Source organism: Klebsiella sp. R390, assembly GCF_051131745.1.
Classification (GTDB): Bacteria; Pseudomonadota; Gammaproteobacteria; order Enterobacterales; family Enterobacteriaceae; genus Klebsiella.
Genome location: NZ_CP180445.1, coordinates 1,546,734 through 1,564,534 on the forward strand (window position 1 = coordinate 1,546,734; position 17,801 = coordinate 1,564,534).

Consider the following 17,801-nt stretch of genomic DNA (forward strand, 5'->3'; position numbering starts at 1 on the left):
GGCCGGAGATGAGCGGGCATAAAAAGGTGGATGTGCTGGTCGTTGGCTCCGGTGCCGCGGGACTTGCTGCCGCGGTAACCGCTGCCCTCAACGGTGCCAGCGTGCTGCTGGCGGAAAAGGAGTCGGTGATTGGCGGCACCAGCGCCTGGTCGGGCGGCTGGCTGTGGATCCCGCATAATCCGCTGGCCCGTGAAGAGGGTATTCACGAGGATGACGACGCACCGTTGACCTATTTACAGCATGAAATGGGCGGACAGCCCGCCGATGCCCGCCTGCTCAACTTCCTGCAGTATGGCCCGGAGATGATTGACTTCTTCCGCCGCCATACCGCGGTGCAGTTCCTCTCCGGTAGCAAAATGCCCGACTTTCACGCTTCGCCGGGCTACGCTCAGGGCGGACGCTCGGTGACGGCGCAACCCTACGACGGACGCCTGCTGGGCGACTGGCTGCATCGCCTGCGCCCGCCGCTGGAAACCATCAGTCTTGCCGGCATGGGCATCGCCGGCGGCGCCGATATGGCGCACTTTTTTAACGCGACTCGTTCACCACGATCGGCGCTGTATGCCACCCGGCGTCTGCTGCGCCACGGTTGGCAACGGTTGCGCGCCGGGCGCGGGCAGCATCTGGTTAACGGCAACGCACTGATGGCGCGTCTGCTGCGCTCAGCGCTCGATGCCGGCGTCACCATGATGTTGAATGCACCGGTGGTGCGACTGCTGACCACCGCTGACGGCGTCAACGGTGCGGTGCTGCGTACTGATGACGGTGAGATGACGGTTCACGCCAGCAAGGTGATCCTTGCCTGCGGCGGGTTCCCTCACGATCGCCAGCGTCTGGCGCAGCATGTTCCGCACGCCGCGGATGGTTATGGCCACTTCTCCGCCGCCCCGCCGGGCAATCAGGGCGAGGGGATTCGCCTCGGGGAGTCGGTCGGCGGTCAGTTCGACACTACGCTGCATCATGCTATGGCCTGGGCGCCGGTCTCCCGGGTGACCCTCGCCAGCGGGCTGCAGCTGGTCTTCCCGCATCTGGTCGAACGGGCGAAACCGGGGTTTATCGCCGTCCTGCCCGACGGCACGCGCTTCACCAATGAAGCCGACTCTTATCATGACTTTATCGCCGCGCTGCTGGCCGCCACCCCCGTAGGTGAACAGCCACACGCGTGGCTTATCGCCGACAGTCGGGCCCTGCGCCGTTACGGGCTGGGCCATGCGCGGCCATATCCCTTTTCACCGAAGGCTTGGCTGCGCACGGGCTATCTCCGCACGGCGGATACGCTGGCCGGGCTGGCGGAGCAATGCGCCATTGATGCCGGGCAACTGACCGCCACGGTGGCCCGCTTTAATACTTTTGCCACCCAAGGCGAAGACCCGGAGTTTCAACGCGGTGCCTCGGCCTACAACCGGGCGCAGGGCGATGCCAGCCATCCGCATCATCCGACGCTCGGGCCGCTGACCCAGGCCCCGTTTTATGCCGTGCGTATTCTGCCCGGTTCACTGGGCTCGTTTAGCGGGCTGAAAACCGATGAACAGGCACGGGTTCTCGATGCGCAGCAGCAACCCATTTCAGGCCTGTATGCCATTGGTAACGATATGTCGAGCGTGATGCAGGGTTACTACCCCAGCGGCGGTATCACCCTCGGCCCGGCGATGACCTTTGGCTATCTGGTCGGTAAAAACTGGCAGCAAAAACAATAAAAACAACTTAATAAACAGCACCTTACCAGGGACGGCAGTACACATAACAACAATCACCTGTAACTGTACCGGAGTCTTCTATGAACATGCGTACCCTGTCACTCGCCGCCCTCACCGTGCTCGACGTTCCGCCCCCGGAACAGGTGCGGATCGCGGCAAAAACCGGTTTTACCCACGTCGGCCTGCGCCTGCTTCCCGCCACGCCGACCGATCCTGACTACGATATGCTCGGCGATACCGCCACCGTGCGCAGCACGCTGGCGGCGTTAATGGAGACCGGTATCCAGGTGTCGGACGTTGAAATCCTGCGACTGACTCACGACTTTGCGCTCGACGCACGGCTGAACTGTTTTCTCGAAACCGCCGCGCGGCTTGGGGCCCGCCAGGTGCTGGTGGCCGGCAACGACGACAACCTGACGCGCAGTGGGCAGAACCTTGCCGCGCTCGCAGAAGCGGGCCAGCCCTACGGGTTAACCATGAATCTGGAGCCAATGCCGTGGACCCAATTACGCACCCTCGCCGATGCCCAACGGCTGATTGCCGCCAGCGGGCGTTCGGACGTCGGTATTCTGGTTGACGCGATCCATTTCTGGCGCGCCGGAGAGTCGCTCTCCAGCCTCGCCACCCTGCCGCCGTCATGCCTCAACTATATGCAGCTGTGCGATGCCCCAGCGCAGATCCCCGATAACGAACAAGAGTTAATCCGCCAGGCGCGGTCCGCACGCAACGTCCCAGGCGAAGGCGGACTGGATCTGCACGGTCTGATGTCCGCGCTGCCGACCACCTTGCCGGTATCGCTGGAAGTGCCGTTAAGTGGTGACCAGGGCGCATTGCCTGCCCTCACCCGCGCACAGTTACTGTTCAACGCCGCGCAGGCATACCTGCGTCCCTGCGCATAAGGAAAAGCCGATGACACAGACCCAACGCCTGGATGTCAGAGAGTTAATCAACCGCAACCCGCTCAGCCGCTTTCAGAAACTGGTGGTTTTCTTAGGCTTCTGCGTGATTGCCCTCGATGGTTTTGATATTGCGATCATGGGGTTTATCGCCCCGACGCTGAAACATGAATGGGGCGTCAGCAACTATGAGCTCGGTTTTGTCATTAGCGCCGCGCTGATTGGCCTGGCGCTGGGGGCGATGTTGTCCGGGCCACTCGCCGACTGGCTGGGGCGCAAAAAAATCATCATCAACAGCGTCTTTTTCTTCGGCTTCTGGACCATTGCCACTGCTTTTTCCCACAACATCGAACAGATGATTTTCTTCCGGTTTATGACCGGGCTGGGACTGGGCGCGGCCATGCCCAATATCGGCACTCTGGTGTCGGAATATGCCCCTGAACGCCAGCGTTCTTTTCTGATTACGGTGATTTTTTGCGGGTTTACCTTCGGCGCTGCCGCGGGCGGGTTTTCCGCCTCGTGGCTGATCCCGCAGTTTGGCTGGCATTCGCTGATGGCGCTCGGCGGGATCCTGCCGCTGCTGTTCGCGCCGCTGCTGATCTGGCTGCTGCCGGAGTCGGTGCGTTTTCTGGTGGTCAAAGGCGCACCCGCGGCGCGTATCCGCAAGATCCTGCAGCAGCTCTATCCGGGGCAGATCGCCGATGATGCCGAATTCACCCTCCCGACCCAGCCCGTTCATCGCAGCGCTATGCGCCTTGTCCTCTCTCGCCAGTATCGCCTCGGTTCCATGATGCTGTGGCTGGTCTATTTTATGGGGCTGTTTCTGGTCTATATCCTCGGCAGCTGGCTGCCGACGCTGGTAAAAGAGGTTGGACTGACCGTCAGCCAGGCGGCCATCATGACCGCCATTTATCAGGCCGGCGGTACCGTCGGTTCCCTGTTTGCCGGATGGCTGATGGACCGCATTAACCCACATCGGGCGCTGGGGTTGATTTATGCCATCGGTGGCCTGTTTACCATGGCGATGGGCTATGCCGCAGCCAGCTTTACGCTGCTGTGCTTGCTGGCTTTTGTCAGCGGGGCCTGCCTTAACGGCGCCAATACCGGCATGAACGCGCTTTCCGCTCGCTACTATCCGACCCAGGCACGCGCCACCGGCTCCAGCTGGATGCACGGCGTTGGCCGGATCGGCGCGATCCTCAGCGCCTTTGCCGGTGCAGAAATGATGGCGCTGAATCTCAGCTTCGAACATGTGTTCTTAATTCTCGGGATCCCGGCGGCGTTAACCGTGATTGGGCTACTCATCAAAGGGCTGTTTGCCACGGATGCCGATGCGCAACCCGCCTCCCCTTCTTCTCCCTCACTGAGGAGCTTGTCGTGAGCAAAATAGGTCTTGCCGTTATCGGCGCGGGTGCCATCGGGCGCAAACATATTGCGGTGATCCGCAACAATCCGCAGGTGGAGCTTGTGGCCCTCGCCGATCCTTCGCCGCAGGCACAGGCGCTAGCACAGTCTCTGGACGTACCGTGGTATGACAACGTGGAGGCCATGCTGGAAACCGCGCGGCCTCAGGGCGTCATTAATGCCACGCCCAACAAACTGCATGTCCCCTGCGCCCTCGCCTGTATTGAACGTGGGATCCCGGTGCTGGTTGAAAAGCCGGTCGCCGACTCTCCGGAAGGTGCCAGAGCACTGGTCGATGCCGCCGCGCGCCATCAGGTACCGGTACTGGTGGGCCATCACCGGCGGCATAACGCGCTTATCGCCGCCGCTAAGGCGCTGATTGACGGCGGCCAGTTGGGCCGCATCGTCAGCGTCTCCGCGCACTGGATTTTGCAAAAGCCGGACGACTATTTTGATGTCGCCTGGCGACGCGAGCCCGGCGCCGGGCCGCTGCTGGTCAACCTGGTACATGATATTGATCTGATGCGCTATCTGTTCGGTGAAATCGAGCAGGTACAGGCCTTTACGTCTCACGCCGTGCGGCAGTTCGCCAATGAAGACAGCGCGGTGGTTAACCTGCGTTTCAGCAGCGGGGCGTTAGGTAGCGCGGTGCTTACCGACAGCGGCGTCGGCCCGTGGAGCTGGGAGATGAACTCCGGGGAAAATGCCATCTACGCCCACACTCCGGAAAACTGCTATCTGATTTCCGGCACCCTCGGCGCGCTGGCGATCCCGCAGATGCAGTGGTGGCGCTACGGCGAAGAGCGCGGCTGGCTTCATCCGCTGCAGAGCGACCGGCTCAGCGTCGAGGCTATCGATCCGTTCGAGCTGCAGCTGCGCCACTTTATTCGGGTGATCGCCGGTGATGAACAACCGCTGATCGACGCCGCCGACGCGCTCCGGTCGCTGGAGGTGATTGCCGCCATTCAACAGGCGGCAGGCGAAGCCGCCTGATCCCAGGCAGGTACAGCCGCCCGCTGTACCTGTTTTTTCATCCGCTGACCACAGTAAAAAAGAAAATAAATTTCAATATGTTTTAAAATGAAAATATCATGCCTTATCGATTCACCTCACATTTTCCCCAGCATCCTGTTGTACTCTAGCCAGCCTCATTAATAACCCCATGGATAATACGCTGTTTTTCTGCGCTATTAGCGATGTTTAACCGTTTTTATTAAACTGTTAAACGTTGTTTATGATCTTTATCATTTTTAGATCCTCATCTCATAAATAAAAATTTAATTTCATATAATAATAAAATGAAATAAACATTTTTATTTATTGCTAACCATTCTTCAGGATGAGGTTGTGTCGGTGGCGCCGGCACAGAGGTCCTTACGTGTTCCCCGACTAAGGAATAGACTATGAGTGAACAACAGCTCCTTCTCTCTCCCACAGCAACGCGTGGCGATAAACTGACCTGGACCACCCGAATCGCCTATGGCGGTGGCGATACCGCCTGCAACGTCGTGTTTGGCATGATCGGCACGGTGTTAACGCTGTTCTATACCGATTATGTCGGTATCAGCATCGCCACGGTCGGCCTGGTGATGCTGATATCGCGCCTGTTTGATGGCGTCTCGGATGTGATCATGGGCCTGGTCGTTGAGCGCACCAATTCAAAATGGGGCAAATCTCGCCCCTGGCTGCTGTGGATGAGCGTTCCCTACGCCCTGTCGGCGATCCTGCTGTTCACCGTGCCACAGACCACCGCCACGCTGCAGTTCATCTATTTGCTGGTGGCCTATAACTTCTGCACCACCATTTGTTACACCGCGATCAATCTCCCTTACGGCAGCCTCTCGGCCATGATGACCCGTACGTCATGGGAGAGAGATTTACTCAGTATCACCCGTATGTCGATGTCCCCCTTCGGGCGCATCCTCGCCGTTGCCTGTACGTTGCCACTGGTGAAATATTTCGGCGATGACCAGGCCGCATGGATCAAAACCATGGCGATTTGGGCATTTCTGGCGCTGTTGCTGCTGCTGTTCTGTTTCTATCAGTGTGAAGAGAAAGTGGTGATCAAAGCACGGGAAAAACAGGGGAAAGTACCGGTTAAAACCCAGCTCAGCGCTCTGTTCCGTAACCAGTATTTCTGGGCCAGTGCCATTCTGTGGACCGCCCAGAGCGTCTACTACACCGTGGTGGGGATCGCCATGCCCTACTACTGCCGCTATGTGCTCGGCGACGACACCTTCTACAGTTCCATTTTCGTGGCTGAAACCGCCTGTATCATTATTTTCACCTTTCTCAGCTCTATCCCGATCCGTAAATACGGTAAACGCAACGTGGCCCTGTGCGGCATTGTGCTGGCGACGCTGGGTCAGGTGATGTTTATGTTTAGCTCCGGCGACTACCACGCCACCCTGGCAAACGCCATTATTCGCGGCATCGGTTTCGCGCCGCTGAACGCCGTACTCTTTGGCTTTTGTGGGGATGCCGTCGAATTCGGCCAGTGGAAGACCCGGGTCAGACAAGAGGGAATGATTTTCTCCGCCGGCTCGGTCGGGACCAAGCTTGGCGCCGGGATCGCGGCGGCGGTGATCTCCGGCCTGCTCAGCATGGCTGGCTACGTCAGCTCCAGCAGCGGTGCCGGCATTCAGCCGCAAACGGCAATCGATATGATCAACCACGTTTACGTCTACGGTTCATTCTTCCTGTGGATCATCGTCATTATTACCCTGCTGTTTTACCGTCTGGACCGCCAGTATCCACAGATCATGGACGAGTTAAAACGGCGCGAGGCACGCGGCGAGATGTAACCCGGCAGTAAGCGCCACTCATCGCGCGACTCACGACCACAACCGGTACGTGGGTCGCGATTGCTCTGCTATCGGCTGTTTGCGTTTCTATATCTAGTTTCTATACAGGAGATCACCATGTTAAACGGCACCAAACCCCTGTCTCGCTCCCTGCGTTGGGGCATGGTCGGCGGCGGTTCCACCAGCCAGATTGGCTACAGCCACCGCTCTGCCGCGCTGCGCGACAATGTCTTCACCCTGCTGGCCGGCGCATTTGATATTGATGCTGAACGCGGGCGCCAGTTTGGCGAACAGCTTGGGGTGATGCCGGAACGCTGCTACGCCGATTACCAGACGCTGTTTCGCGAAGAAGCGCAGCGTCCTGACGGGATTGAAGTCGTCTCGGTGACCACGCCGAACAACACCCATTTCGCTATCACCAAAGCGGCGCTGGAAGCAGGGCTGCATGTGGTGTGCGAAAAACCACTGTGCTTTACCGCCGCCGAAGCTCAGGAACTGCTGGCCTTAAGTAAAAAACACAACAAAATCGTCGGCGTCACCTACGGCTATGCCGGTTATCAGATGATTCAGCAGGCGCGCCAGATGATTGCGGACGGCCTGCTCGGGCAGATCCGTATTATCACAATGCAGTTCGCCCACGGATTCCATAATGAAGCCGTTGAACTGCAGGCGGAGTCGACCCGCTGGCGCGTGACCCCGAAGTATGCCGGTCCAAGCTATGTGCTGGGCGACCTCGCCACCCACCCGCTGTTTGTCGCCGAAACCATGGTGCCCCATCTCAACATTCGCCGTCTGATGTGTTCCCGCCAGAGCTTCGTGAAATCCCGGGCGCCGCTGGAAGATAACGCCTTTGTGCTGATGGAATATGACAACGGCGCCGTCGGCTCCATGTGGACCAGCGCGGTTAACAGCGGGGCGATGCACTCGCAAAAGGTGCGGGTTGTCGGTGAAAAAGCCAGTATCGAATGGTGGGACGAACGCCCCAATCAGCTGAGCTATGAGGTGCAGGGTGAACCGGCGCGGGTCCTCGAGCGCGGCATGAATTATCTCAGTCCCGCAGCGCTGGCAGAGGACCGCATTGGCGGCGGCCATCCCGAGGGGCTGTTTGAGGCCTGGGCGAACCTCTATCGTCGCTATGCGCTGGCCATAGATGCCATGGACCGCAACGATCGCGCCTTCCTGGAAAACTTCTGGTATCCGGACGTTGAGGCGGGCCTGCACGGGGTGTACTGGGTTGAACAGTGCGTCAAATCCGCCGACGCGGGCAGCCAGTGGGTTGACTTTAATTTACAATAAGTGCTACCGGCCAGTGGGGCTTCCCCACTGGTTTCGTTATTTTCCCCATGCTTACCTCACCCTGCAACAGAGCCGTAATATCTGTTAAACAAACATTTATTTACGCTTCTGGCCGCCACCACTACACTAGTCGCAGTTTTTAGATTGAGGTGGTAATGAACGATAACAAAATGACGCCAGGTGAACTGCGCGCAACCTGGGGTCTGGGAACCGTATTCTCGCTGCGTATGCTCGGCATGTTTATGGTTCTGCCGGTTCTGACCACCTACGGTATGGCTTTACAAGGCGCCAGCGAGGCGCTCATTGGCCTGGCCATTGGCATCTATGGTCTGGCGCAGGCGGTGTTTCAAATCCCGTTCGGCCTGCTTTCCGACCGTATTGGCCGTAAACCACTGATTATCGGTGGGCTGCTTATCTTCGTGATCGGCAGTATTATCGCGGCCCTCAGCGACTCCATCTGGGGCATTATCCTCGGGCGCGCGTTACAAGGGTCCGGCGCGATTGCCGCCGCGGTGATGGCGCTCCTTTCCGATTTAACCCGCGAACAGAACCGCACCAAGGCGATGGCCTTTATCGGCGTCAGCTTTGGCGTTACCTTTGCGCTTGCCATGGTGCTGGGGCCGATTATCACCCACCAACTGGGCCTGCACGCTCTGTTCTGGATGATCGCTATTCTCGCCAGCATCGGTATCCTGCTGACGCTGTGGGTCGTGCCCAACAGCCATAATCATGTCCTGAACCGTGAATCCGGGATGGTGAAAGGCTGCTTCAGTAAAGTGCTTGCCGAACCCAAACTCCTGAAGCTTAACTTCGGCATCATGTGTCTGCACATCATGCTGATGTCGACGTTTGTCGCCCTGCCGGGACAGCTCGAGGCCGCCGGTTTCCCGGCCGCCGAGCACTGGAAAATTTACCTGGTCACCATGCTGGTGTCGTTTGTCTCAGTAGTGCCTTTTATCATCTACGCCGAAGTGAAGCGCAAGATGAAGCATGTCTTCGTGTTCTGCGTCGCGATTCTGCTGGTAGCTGAAATCGTACTGTGGGGCGCCGGGGGTTACTTCTGGGAGCTGGTGGCCGGTGTTCAGCTGTTCTTCCTGGCCTTTAACCTGCTGGAGGCCCTGCTGCCATCGCTTATCAGTAAAGAGTCGCCGGCGGGCTACAAAGGGACCGCCATGGGGATCTATTCAACCAGCCAGTTCCTCGGGGTAGCGATTGGCGGTTCGTTGGGCGGCTGGGTCGACGGCTATTTTGATTCGCAAACCGTGTTCCTGCTCGGCGCGCTGCTGGCGATGCTGTGGCTGCTGGTGGCCGGAACGATGAGTGAACCACCGTATGTCAGCAGCCTGCGGGTCGAAATCCCTGAGGATGTGGTGGCCGATGCAACGCTACAGGAGCGGCTGCTGGCGAAAGATGGCGTCAAGCAGGCGCTGGTTATCGCCGACGAACGCTCGGTGTATATCAAGATCGACAGCAAGGTGACCAACCGCTTCGAGATCGAGCAGGCCATCAAAGGGGCGTAAAAAAAGCGGGGAATTCCCCGCTTTTTACTGGCTGGCGTTCGGCGAAAAGCACTCGCGCCAGCGTGGCAAAAATCCCGACTTAGTCGCGGAAGTTTTTGAACTGGAACGGCTGCCCCAGATCGCCACCGCGCACCAGCGCCATCACGGCCTGCAGGTCGTCACGCGCCTTACCGGTCACGCGAATCTCTTCACCCTGAATCTGCGCCTGCACCTTCAGCTTGCTGTCTTTGATGAGCTTAACGATTTTTTTCTGCATCGCGCTCTCAATACCCTGCTTCAGTTTGGCATCAACAAACCAGGTTTTACCGCTGTGCACGAACTCGTCAGGCACTTCGATAGAGCTGCCTTCAATACCGCGTTTTAACAGCTTCGCGCGCAGAATATCCAACAGCTGGTTAATCTGGAAATCAGATTCACTGAGGACCTTGATGGTCTCGTTTTTTTCGTTCAGCTCAAAGCTCGCTTCAACGTTACGAAAATCAAAACGCGACTCAACTTCACGGGTCGCATTCTCTACGGCGTTTCGAACTTCCTGAAGATCGACTTCAGAGACAATATCGAAAGATGGCATCTTTTCCTCTCCTTCTGTTGCTTTTGCGTTGCATAATACCCGCAACGCGGCATAACTCAACTGCTTATCCCGCAAGCATAGCCGATGATGTCATACTAAACCCGTGCCAGGCTGCAGCCGGAAAGGCAACGAGTATATACTTTAGCTATGAATGCCTGAGGACGTCGCAGGTGAGGAGGAATAATGAAAGTAACCGTACTTGGATGCGGTGCACTGGGGCAACTGTGGCTTACCGCGTTGTACAAACACGCAGACGAAGTCCAGGGCTGGTTACGCGTCCCGCAACCCTTCTGTAGCGTCAACCTGGTAGAGACTGACGGCACTATCTTTAATGAATCGCTCACTGCTAACGATCCCGACTTTCTCGCCAGCAGCGACCTGCTGGTGGTCACCTTAAAGGCCTGGCAGGTCTCTACTGCGGTAAAAAACCTGGCGTCTACCCTGCCCGCTTCGTCGCCAATCCTGCTTATCCATAACGGTATGGGCACCGTCGATGAGCTAAAAGGCGTGCAGCAGCCGCTGCTGCTGGCCTCTACCACCCAGGCCGCGCGCCGCGATGGTAACGTGATTGTTCACGTCGCCAACGGCACCACCCATATTGGCCCGGCAAAGCCCTATCCGGAGGACTACAGCTATCTTGCCGACGTCCTGCAAAACGTTCTGCCAGACGTCGCCTGGCACAATAATATTCTGCCGGCAACGTGGAGCAAGCTGGCGGTCAACTGTGTCATCAACCCGCTGACTGCGTTAAAAGAGTGCCGGAATGGCGATTTACGCCACTATCCGCAGGAAGTCGAGGTGATTTGCCGCGAGGTGGCAGCGGTCATGGAACGTGAAGGTATTCATACTTCACCGGAAAACCTGTTATTTTATGTTCATCAGGTCATTGAAAGTACGGCAGAAAACATCTCTTCGATGCTGCAGGATATTCGCGCGCAGCGTCATACGGAAATCGACTATATCACCGGTTTTTTGCTAAAGCGCGCTCGCGCCCACGGGCTTGCCGTACCGGAAAATGCCCGCTTGTTTGAACTGGTAAAGCGTAAGGAGAATGAATATGAGCGCGTCGGCACTGATTTGCCTCGCCCCTGGTAGCGAAGAGACCGAAGCGGTCACTACCATCGATTTGCTGGTCCGTGGCGGCGTGCAGGTGACCACCGCCAGCGTCGCCAGCGATGGAAGCCTGACCGTGGTCTGTTCGCGCGGCGTGAAGCTGCTGGCCGATGCCCCGCTAGTGGAAGTGGCGGATGGCGATTACGACATTATCGTCCTGCCAGGCGGCATTAAAGGCGCGGAATATTTCCGCGACAGCCCGCTGCTGGTGGAGACGGTCAGGCAGTTTCATCTCTCCGGGCGCATTGTTGCCGCCATCTGCGCCGCTGCCGCCACCGTGCTGGTGCCACATAACCTTTTCCCGATCGGCAATATGACGGGCTTTCCGGCGTTAAAGGATCGCATTCCGCCGGATCAGTGGCAGGATAAGCGTGTCGTCTGGGATCCGCGGGTCAACCTGCTCACCAGCCAGGGGCCGGGAACCTCGATTGATTTTGCGCTCAAAATGATCGATCTGCTGGTCGGGCGTGAAACCGCCTATGAGGTCGCCTCACAGCTGGTGATGGCGGCGGGGATTTATAACTTCTACGAAGCCTGACAGGCCTGGGGCTGTGACCGAGATTACCCCGCAGGCGTTGCGCTTAGCGGGGCGAGTACTACCAGCATGGCTTTAGTCGCCCGGATACCCGGATAAGGCATAGCAATGCCGAAATCCGGGATGACCGTGGCTCGTCGTGGTTACGGGCGATACACCTTCACATTCTCAAAGCCCTGCTCGCGCAGATACAGCGCCTGCAGACGGCTCATCACGCCACGCTCGCACCACAGCAGGTAAGTTTTGCTCTGATCCAGATCGCCGAATTTGGTGCTCAGCTTATAGAACGGTAACGACACCACTTCTACGCCGTCGAGCTTCAGCGGTTTGTCATCCTGCTCGTCAATAGAGCGGATATCCAGAATCGCGTCGTTCGGGCCAAAGCCGGTTACGGTTTCGACTTCTACCACGTCCTGTTGGGTCTGCTGGGCGATATCGCGAATATCGACGTTATTCGCTTCTTCAACCACTTTATCGAGGATGCTGAAGTCGAAGTGTTCTTCTTCCGCTTCAATCTTCGCCTTCACCGCTTTCACGGTCGGGCTCTTCGAGATCACGCCGCAGTATTCCGGCATGGTACGGGCAAAATCTTCAGTACCGATTTCCCGCGCCAGGTTGATGATGTGTTCTTTATCGTGTGAGATCAGCGGACGCAGAATCAGCGTATCGGAGACGTTGTCGATCAACCGCAGGTTGGTCAGGGTCTGGCTGGAAACCTGGCCCAGGGCTTCACCGGTCACCAGTGCCTGTACGCCGTAACGTTCAGCCACTTTCGACGCCGCGCGAACCATCATGCGCTTGAGCACCACGCCCATCTGACCATCGTCGACTTTTTCGAGGATCTCACCGACCACCGGTTCAAAGTTAATCGCCACGAAACGGACGCGGTGAGAACTACCGAAGCGGTTCCACAGATAGTGAGCCACCTGGCGAACGCCGATTTCATGGGCGGCACCGCCCAGATTAAAGAAGCAGTAGTGCACGCGGCAGCCGCGACGCATCAGCATATAGCTGGAAACGCCGGAATCGAAACCGCCAGAAATCAGCGACAGCACGTCTTCCTGCGTCCCGATCGGGAAACCGCCGATACCTTCATAGCGCCCTTTCACCAGCAGCAGACGATCGTTTTCAATCTCCAGATTGACCGTGATATCCGGGTTAGTCAGCTTCACGCGCGCGGTTTCGATGTGCTGATTCAGGCCACCACCGACGTAGCGTTCCACTTCAATAGAGGTAAACTCATGCTTACCGCGACGTTTGACGCGCACGCAGAAGGTTTTGCCTTCCAGCGCTTCGCGCCACAGCGGCAGCGTTTGCTCGAAAATATCGTGCAACGAGGTGAACGGCACGTCTTCGACTTCCAGAATATGGTGGATGCCGGGGATTCGGGTCAACGCATCGCGGATGATCGGACGCTGATTTTCGTCTTTCGCGCGAACTTCGATATGATCCCAATGACGGACAACGGCCAGCGTCTCATCATAGTTTTTGAGAACGTTACGAATGTTCCCGGTTAAGATTTTAATGAAGCGCAATCTCACGGATTGGCTTTTGATGGTGATTTCCGGGAACAATTTAATGATAAACTTCATAGCGACAATAGTTCGTTGGCAAGCCCGACGGGCTTTAAGCAAAAGATGTACTGCAGCGCACCGTAGTGCCTGCATCCAGGGAGCGCAGTATATCACCATTGCGGGTTTTACATAAAATCATTCGGGACAGGCTATCGCTACAGGCACGCGACGAGCCTGTTGGCAGCGGTTGCGCACGCTTTCGCGAACAAATCCGCGAAAGGACGACGTCTGTATTTGCTTAACCACGTGACTTCGTTACCATATTGGTGTCGCGACATAACAAGAGTCTACATTCACTATGCCAAAGAAAAATGAGGCCCCGGCCAGCTTTGAAACCGCCCTGGGCGAGCTGGAGCAGATTGTTAATCGTCTGGAAAGCGGCGCGCTCCCGTTAGAAGAAGCGCTCAGCGAGTTCGAGCGTGGCGTACAGCTGGCGCGCCAGGGCCAGGCCCGACTGCAACAGGCCGAGCAACGTGTACAGATTCTGCTGGCCGACAGCGAAGAGAGCCCACTCACGCCTTTTACGCCGGACGCTGAATAAATGGATTTCTCGCAACAGCTCCAGGCCTGCGTTGAGCAGGCCAACGATGCACTACGCCGTTTTCTTGCGCCACTGCCTTTTCAGAACACTCCACTGGTTGAAGCCATGCAGTATGGCGCATTATTAGGCGGCAAACGCCTGCGCCCGTTCCTCGTCTATGCCACCGGTGACATGTTCGGCGTCAGTCGTACAACGCTGGATGCCCCGGCCGCGGCCGTTGAATGCATCCACGCTTATTCTCTGATGCATGACGATCTCCCGGCGATGGACGATGACGATCTGCGCCGTGGTTTGCCAACCTGTCACGTTAAATTTGGCGAAGCGAACGCAATTCTTGCCGGTGATGCGCTACAAACGCTGGCATTTTCTATACTGAGTGATGCGCCCATGCCCGAAGTGCCGGACCGCGATCGTCTGGCGATGGTGTCAACGCTGGCCCACGCCAGCGGCGTTGCGGGTATGTGCGGCGGACAGGCGCTGGATCTCGAAGCGGAAGGTCATCAGGTTGATCTGCAGGCGCTGGAGCGTATTCACCGCCACAAAACCGGAGCCCTTATTTGCGCCGCGGTGCGAATGGGCGCGCTGAGCGCTGGCGAACGTGGTCGTGCGGCCCTGCCGGCCCTTGAACGCTTTGCGCAAAATATCGGTCTCGCCTTCCAGGTCCAGGATGACATTCTTGACGTGGTAGGGGATACTGCGACGCTTGGCAAACGCCAGGGTGCCGACCAGCAGTTAGGTAAAAGTACTTATCCCGCGCTTCTGGGGCTTGAGCAAGCTCGCACCAAAGCGCATGACCTGATTGAAGATGCTCGTCAGTCGCTCAATGAACTGGCCGCACAATCTCTGGATACGACGGCACTGGAAGCGCTCGCGAATTACATAATTCAGCGTGATAAATAAACAATAAGAGTCTCTGATGAGTTTTGATATTGCCAAATACCCGACCCTGGCGCTGGTAGATTCCACCCAGGAGTTGCGTTTGTTGCCGAAAGATAGCCTGCCGAAACTGTGCGACGAACTGCGGCGTTACCTCCTGGACAGCGTCAGCCGTTCCAGCGGGCATTTTGCCTCCGGCCTCGGCACGGTCGAACTGACCGTGGCGCTTCACTACGTCTATAACACGCCGTTTGACCGCCTGATCTGGGACGTTGGTCACCAGGCCTACCCGCATAAAATCCTGACCGGCCGCCGCGATAAAATCGGCACCATCCGTCAGAAAGGGGGTCTGCATCCGTTCCCGTGGCGTGGCGAAAGCGAATATGACGTGCTGAGCGTCGGTCACTCATCAACCTCTATTTCTGCCGGCATCGGGGTGGCGATTGCCGCCGCGAAAGAAGACAAACAGCGACGCGCGGTCTGCGTTATCGGCGACGGCGCCATTACCGCGGGCATGGCGTTTGAGGCCATGAATCACGCGGGCGATATCAAACCCGATCTGCTAGTGGTGCTCAACGATAACGAAATGTCGATCTCCGAGAATGTCGGCGCGCTGAATAATCACCTGGCGCAGCTGCTGTCGGGGAAACTGTACTCATCGCTGCGCGAAGGCGGGAAAAAGGTCTTCTCAGGTGTGCCACCGATTAAAGAACTGCTCAAGCGCACTGAAGAACATCTCAAAGGGATGGTGGTTCCCGGCACGCTGTTTGAAGAGCTGGGCTTTAACTATATTGGCCCGGTGGACGGTCACGACGTGCTGGGGCTGGTCACCACGCTGAAAAATATGCGCGACCTGAAAGGGCCGCAGTTCCTGCATATTATGACCAAAAAAGGTCGCGGCTATGAGCCGGCAGAAAAAGACCCGATTACCTTCCACGCGGTGCCTAAATTCGACCACACCAGCGGCGTCCTGCCGAAAAGCAGCGGCGGCCTGCCCTCTTATTCGAAGATTTTCGGCGACTGGCTGTGCGAAACGGCGGCGAAAGACGGCAAGCTGATGGCCGTCACCCCAGCGATGCGTGAAGGCTCGGGGATGGTCGAGTTTTCCAAAAAATTCCCTGACCAGTATTTCGATGTAGCGATCGCCGAACAGCACGCGGTTACCTTCGCCGCGGGTCTGGCGATCGGTGACTATAAGCCGGTGGTGGCCATCTACTCCACCTTCCTGCAGCGGGCTTACGATCAGCTGATTCACGACGTCGCCATCCAGAAACTGCCGGTGCTGTTTGCCATCGACCGCGCGGGTATCGTCGGTGCCGATGGACAAACGCACCAGGGCGCGTTCGATCTCTCCTTCCTGCGCTGTATCCCGGAAATGGTGATCATGACGCCAAGCGACGAGAACGAGTGCCGCCAGATGCTTTACACCGGCTATCACTACAACGATGGCCCGAGCGCAGTCCGCTATCCACGCGGCACCGGTACCGGCGCGACGCTGGAACCGCTGGCCTCGCTGCCAATCGGCAAAGGCGTGGAGAAACGCCGCGGTGAAAAAATCGCGATCCTCAACTTCGGCACCCTGCTGCCGGAAGCCGCTCAGGCAGCGGAGACGCTCAACGCGACGCTGGTCGATATGCGCTTTGTGAAGCCGCTTGATGATGCCCTGATTTTGCAGCTGGCCACGGAGCACGACGTGCTGGTGACCCTCGAAGAGAACGCCATTATGGGCGGCGCAGGCAGCGGTGTGAATGAGCTGCTGATGGCGCATCGTCGCGCGGTTCCGGTGTTGAATATTGGCCTGCCAGACTTCTTCATCCCGCAGGGGACACAGGAAGAAGTGCGTGCCGACCTCGGTCTTGATGCTGCCGGTATCACCGCGAAAATCACGGACTGGCTGGCCTGATCCCTCCCGCACTAACGGCGCCTGCTATGCTTAAAGGATATCTTTTTGCTGATAGCAGGAGCCGTTCATGCATTACATCACGCCAGTAGCAACCCAACTCAAGGTATCCCGACTGTGCCTCGGCTGTATGACCTTTGGTGAACCGGATCGCGGCAATCACGCCTGGACCTTACCTGAAGAGAGCAGCCGCCCGCTGATTCAGCATGCGCTGGAAAACGGTATTAACTTTTTCGATACCGCCAATAGCTACTCTGACGGCAGCAGCGAAGAGATTGTCGGCCGCGCGCTGCGTGATTTTGCTCGTCGCGATGAGGTCGTGGTCGCCACGAAGGTCTATTACCCGGTGGGCGATCTGCCGGAAGGACTCTCGCGCGGACAGATCTTGCGCTCCATTGACGACAGCCTGAAACGCCTGGGGATGGAGTATGTCGACCTGCTGCAAATCCACCGCTGGGACTACACCACGCCGATTGAAGAGACGCTGGAGGCGCTCGATGAAGTGGTGAAAGCAGGGAAAGCCCGTTACATCGGCGCCTCGTCGATGCACGCCCGCCAGTTTGCCCAGGCGCTGCAGTTACAGGAGCAAAACGGCTGGGCGCGCTTCGTCACCATGCAGGACCACTACAACCTGATCTATCGCGAAGAAGAGAACGAAATGCTGCCGCTGTGTCAGCGGGCTGGCGTGTCGGTGATTCCCTGGAGTCCGCTGGCGCGCGGTCGCCTGACGCGCCCGTGGGGGGAAACCACCGCGCGTCTGGTTTCTGATGAGGTGGGCAAATCGCTCTACAGCGCCGCGGATGACAACGATGCACTGATTGCGCAGAATCTTGCTGAGGTAGCAGAGGAGCTTGGTGTCAATCGCGCGCAGGTCGCGCTGGCGTGGCTATTGAGCAAGCCTGGCGTGGCGGCACCGATCGTTGGGGCATCGCGGCAAGAGCAGCTCGATGAACTGCTCAACGCAGTGGATATCACGCTTACGCCCGAGCAGGTCGACAAGCTGGAAGCCCCCTACCAACCGCACCCGATTGTCGGCTTTAAATAAGCCTGTGCCCCCGGCGCGCAGCACGCCGC

15 protein-coding genes are annotated in these 17,801 nt (G+C 57.9%); 13 read left to right on the forward strand and 2 right to left on the reverse strand.

The window, feature by feature from the left end; translation table 11 throughout:
- The first annotated feature begins 8 nt into the window (after positions 1-8).
- The 7 genes from ACMYSP_RS07235 to ACMYSP_RS07265 all read left to right on the forward strand — a co-directional run bounded on the left by ACMYSP_RS07235 (position 9) and on the right by ACMYSP_RS07265 (position 9,617).
- Positions 9-1,697, forward strand: a complete 1,689-nt coding sequence (locus ACMYSP_RS07235; RefSeq protein ID WP_434586164.1) for an FAD-dependent oxidoreductase — start codon at positions 9-11, stop codon at positions 1,695-1,697.
- An 80-nt stretch (positions 1,698-1,777) separates the two neighbouring features.
- A complete protein-coding gene (locus ACMYSP_RS07240; protein WP_434586165.1) occupies positions 1,778-2,596 on the forward strand; it encodes a sugar phosphate isomerase/epimerase family protein in 819 nt (272 codons plus the stop codon).
- A gap of 10 nt (positions 2,597-2,606) precedes the next feature.
- Entirely contained in the window at positions 2,607-3,974 is a 1,368-nt protein-coding gene (locus ACMYSP_RS07245) for an MFS transporter (protein ID WP_434586166.1), read from the forward strand.
- On the forward strand, positions 3,971-4,990 hold the full coding sequence (locus ACMYSP_RS07250) for a Gfo/Idh/MocA family protein (RefSeq protein WP_434586167.1): 1,020 nt from the start codon (positions 3,971-3,973) through the stop codon (positions 4,988-4,990). Before ACMYSP_RS07245 ends, ACMYSP_RS07250 begins: the two co-directional genes overlap by 4 nt.
- Before the next feature lie 410 nt (positions 4,991-5,400).
- A complete protein-coding gene (locus tag ACMYSP_RS07255) occupies positions 5,401-6,801 on the forward strand; it encodes an MFS transporter (protein ID WP_434586168.1) in 1,401 nt (466 codons plus the stop codon).
- Positions 6,802-6,918: 117 nt separating this feature from the next.
- Positions 6,919-8,097, forward strand: coding sequence for a Gfo/Idh/MocA family protein (locus ACMYSP_RS07260; protein WP_434586169.1), 1,179 nt, complete (start codon positions 6,919-6,921; stop codon positions 8,095-8,097).
- Between the two features lie 155 nt (positions 8,098-8,252).
- Complete coding sequence (locus tag ACMYSP_RS07265; RefSeq protein WP_434586170.1) at positions 8,253-9,617, forward strand: MFS transporter; 1,365 nt, start codon at positions 8,253-8,255, stop codon at positions 9,615-9,617.
- A 79-nt stretch (positions 9,618-9,696) separates the two neighbouring features.
- Here ACMYSP_RS07265 and ACMYSP_RS07270 read toward each other — a convergent pair whose 3' ends face one another.
- Entirely contained in the window at positions 9,697-10,188 is a 492-nt protein-coding gene (locus ACMYSP_RS07270) for a YajQ family cyclic di-GMP-binding protein (RefSeq protein ID WP_123755681.1), read from the reverse strand.
- Between the two features lie 183 nt (positions 10,189-10,371).
- Between ACMYSP_RS07270 and panE the strand changes: the two genes are divergently transcribed.
- Positions 10,372-11,283, forward strand: coding sequence for a 2-dehydropantoate 2-reductase (gene panE, locus ACMYSP_RS07275; protein ID WP_434586171.1), 912 nt, complete (start codon positions 10,372-10,374; stop codon positions 11,281-11,283).
- Positions 11,246-11,839: a protein deglycase YajL gene (yajL, locus tag ACMYSP_RS07280; RefSeq protein ID WP_123755679.1), complete on the forward strand. Its 594-nt coding sequence runs from the start codon at positions 11,246-11,248 to the stop codon at positions 11,837-11,839. The genes panE and yajL overlap by 38 nt, the downstream gene beginning before the upstream one ends.
- Positions 11,840-11,979: 140 nt before the next feature.
- Here the strand turns inward: yajL and thiI are convergent, their stop codons facing one another.
- Positions 11,980-13,428, reverse strand: coding sequence for a tRNA uracil 4-sulfurtransferase ThiI (gene thiI / locus ACMYSP_RS07285; RefSeq protein ID WP_434586172.1), 1,449 nt, complete (start codon positions 13,426-13,428; stop codon positions 11,980-11,982).
- Between the two features lie 280 nt (positions 13,429-13,708).
- Here thiI and xseB point away from each other — a divergent pair, with 280 nt between their 5' ends.
- The 4 genes from xseB (at position 13,709) to ACMYSP_RS07305 (ending at position 17,772) form a co-directional block, all read left to right on the forward strand.
- Entirely contained in the window at positions 13,709-13,951 is a 243-nt protein-coding gene (xseB, locus tag ACMYSP_RS07290) for an exodeoxyribonuclease VII small subunit (protein ID WP_123755677.1), read from the forward strand.
- The gene (gene ispA / locus ACMYSP_RS07295; protein ID WP_434586173.1) at positions 13,952-14,851 is read left to right on the forward strand and encodes a (2E,6E)-farnesyl diphosphate synthase; all 900 of its coding nucleotides are present in this window, start codon (positions 13,952-13,954) and stop codon (positions 14,849-14,851) included.
- Positions 14,852-14,867: 16 nt separating this feature from the next.
- A complete protein-coding gene (gene dxs, locus ACMYSP_RS07300; RefSeq protein WP_434586174.1) occupies positions 14,868-16,730 on the forward strand; it encodes a 1-deoxy-D-xylulose-5-phosphate synthase in 1,863 nt (620 codons plus the stop codon).
- 67 nt (positions 16,731-16,797) lie between these two features.
- Positions 16,798-17,772, forward strand: a complete 975-nt coding sequence (locus ACMYSP_RS07305) for an aldo/keto reductase (protein ID WP_434586175.1) — start codon at positions 16,798-16,800, stop codon at positions 17,770-17,772.
- Positions 17,773-17,801 lie beyond the last annotated feature (29 nt).

What these genes read in the sequence shown, in the direction of transcription:
- ACMYSP_RS07235 (WP_434586164.1), top strand. Translation starts at nt 9, where the DNA reads ATGAGCGGGCATAAAAAGGTGGATGTGCTGGTCGTTGGCTCCGGTGCC.
- ACMYSP_RS07240 (WP_434586165.1), top strand. Translation starts at nt 1,778, where the DNA reads ATGAACATGCGTACCCTGTCACTCGCCGCCCTCACCGTGCTCGACGTT.
- ACMYSP_RS07245 (WP_434586166.1), top strand. Translation starts at nt 2,607, where the DNA reads ATGACACAGACCCAACGCCTGGATGTCAGAGAGTTAATCAACCGCAAC.
- ACMYSP_RS07255 (WP_434586168.1), top strand. Translation starts at nt 5,401, where the DNA reads ATGAGTGAACAACAGCTCCTTCTCTCTCCCACAGCAACGCGTGGCGAT.
- ACMYSP_RS07260 (WP_434586169.1), top strand. Translation starts at nt 6,919, where the DNA reads ATGTTAAACGGCACCAAACCCCTGTCTCGCTCCCTGCGTTGGGGCATG.
- ACMYSP_RS07265 (WP_434586170.1), top strand. Translation starts at nt 8,253, where the DNA reads ATGAACGATAACAAAATGACGCCAGGTGAACTGCGCGCAACCTGGGGT.
- ACMYSP_RS07270 (WP_123755681.1), bottom strand. Translation starts at nt 10,188, where the DNA reads ATGCCATCTTTCGATATTGTCTCTGAAGTCGATCTTCAGGAAGTTCGA.
- panE (WP_434586171.1), top strand. Translation starts at nt 10,372, where the DNA reads ATGAAAGTAACCGTACTTGGATGCGGTGCACTGGGGCAACTGTGGCTT.
- yajL (WP_123755679.1), top strand. Translation starts at nt 11,246, where the DNA reads ATGAGCGCGTCGGCACTGATTTGCCTCGCCCCTGGTAGCGAAGAGACC.
- thiI (WP_434586172.1), bottom strand. Translation starts at nt 13,428, where the DNA reads ATGAAGTTTATCATTAAATTGTTCCCGGAAATCACCATCAAAAGCCAA.
- xseB (WP_123755677.1), top strand. Translation starts at nt 13,709, where the DNA reads ATGCCAAAGAAAAATGAGGCCCCGGCCAGCTTTGAAACCGCCCTGGGC.
- ispA (WP_434586173.1), top strand. Translation starts at nt 13,952, where the DNA reads ATGGATTTCTCGCAACAGCTCCAGGCCTGCGTTGAGCAGGCCAACGAT.
- dxs (WP_434586174.1), top strand. Translation starts at nt 14,868, where the DNA reads ATGAGTTTTGATATTGCCAAATACCCGACCCTGGCGCTGGTAGATTCC.
- ACMYSP_RS07305 (WP_434586175.1), top strand. Translation starts at nt 16,798, where the DNA reads ATGCATTACATCACGCCAGTAGCAACCCAACTCAAGGTATCCCGACTG.